We start from the raw sequence: 1,439 nt of genomic DNA on the forward strand, positions 1-1,439 counted from the left end.
TGGACTGCCCCCAAAAAGTTAGACACTTAATGGGGGCATTTTTATGAGTAGAAAAATTAAGCATAGCTTAGAATTTAAATTGGCTATTGTCAACCAGGTATTAAAAAGGGACAAATCTCTGGCGAAGATCTCAAGAGAAAATGGTCTTGAACGGCGTATGGTCCTTCAGTGGGCCCAGTTTTATAACCGCTTTGGAGAAGCTGGGCTTGCTCCACAATCCACAGTCTATTTTTTGGAGAACAAACTCGAAGTTATCCGATACTTTAAAGACAATCAGGTATCTTTGAGAAAGGCATGTCTCCAGTTCAACATTAGATCCAATAGCGTACTGTCCAACTGGTTGAGGATATACGCGATTGGTGGGGCCGAGGGCCTGTCAGAGGAAGCAAGAGGAAAAAAACGTCTTATGAAGCCAAAGATTTCGAAAAAAGCACCTGAAAAAGACTTGACAGCGCATGAACAAGTTTTGGAAGAAAACAAGCGTTTACGTGCGGAGGTCGCGTTTTTAAAAAAGTTACGGGCCTTAATCCAGAAAGAAGAATCAAAGAAAAACAAAAAGCTCTGATTGTCCATGGATTAAGGGAGAGGTTTGACCTATCAATACTTTTGGAGGCGGCCAATATTGCCAGAAGTTCATTTTATTACTATATGAAGCGCAATAAAGCGGTTGATAAATACCAGGCGATCAGGATACGGATCATTGAACTTTACAGGCAGCATAAGGGCAGGTATGGCTATAGGCGAATGCTATTTCAACTAAAAAAGGAAGGGCATAAGGTCAATCATAAAACTGTATTGAGGCTAACTGGTGAGATGGGCCTGAAAAGTATTGTCAGGCCTAAGAAATATAGGTCCTACAGAGGAGAGGAAGGTAGGACTGCCCCCAACATGCTCAGCAGGAAGTTTAATGCGGGCAGACCATTTGAAAAATTGGCTACCGATGTAACTGAATTTAGTGTAGCTGGTAAAAAACTGTACCTCTCTCCAATAATCGACCTTTTCAACGGAGAGGTTATCAGCTATTCACAATCTCTCAGGCCTGATTTCAGGCAAATTACAGAAATGCTGGTCGGGGTACTGAAAAAAGTACCAAAGGATGCCAAACCGATACTGCACTCGGATCAGGGGTGGCAATATAGGATGAAGGATTACCAAGATATTCTGCGGAAGAACAGGATTGTTCAAAGTATGTCAAGAAAGGGCAACTGCCTTGATAATGCCGTAATAGAAAACTTTTTTGGTACGCTGAAATCTGAGATGTTTTATATCAAAAAATATCTGTCTGTAGAGGAGCTGCAGAATGATATTGATGATTACATCGATTACTATAACAACAATAGGATTAGGCTGAACCTAAAAGGAATGAGCCCGGTCGAATACCGAGCTCACATCCTAAATAATTAATTGTTAAGTTTGTCTAACTTTTTGGGGGCAGTCCA

The 1,439-nt window shown here is 41.1% G+C and carries 2 protein-coding genes; both read left to right on the forward strand.

All coding sequences use genetic code 11. From position 1 onward, the window contains the following. Nucleotides 1-43: 43 nt before the first annotated feature. Nucleotides 44-565: a helix-turn-helix domain-containing protein gene (locus DUT68_RS18225; protein WP_113639669.1), complete on the forward strand. Its 522-nt coding sequence runs from the start codon at nt 44-46 to the stop codon at nt 563-565. Then, nucleotides 565-1,404, forward strand: coding sequence for an IS3 family transposase (locus tag DUT68_RS18230; protein WP_237088381.1), 840 nt, complete (start codon nt 565-567; stop codon nt 1,402-1,404). Before DUT68_RS18225 ends, DUT68_RS18230 begins: the two co-directional genes overlap by 1 nt. The last annotated feature ends 35 nt before the right edge of the window (nt 1,405-1,439 follow it).

The organism is Pedobacter zeaxanthinifaciens, assembly GCF_003313335.1.
Classification (GTDB): domain Bacteria; phylum Bacteroidota; class Bacteroidia; order Sphingobacteriales; family Sphingobacteriaceae; genus Pedobacter; species Pedobacter zeaxanthinifaciens.

Bases quoted from the DNA above. Each gene is read 5' to 3' on its own strand.
- DUT68_RS18225 (WP_113639669.1), top strand. From the start codon at position 44: ATGAGTAGAAAAATTAAGCATAGCTTAGAATTTAAATTGGCTATTGTC.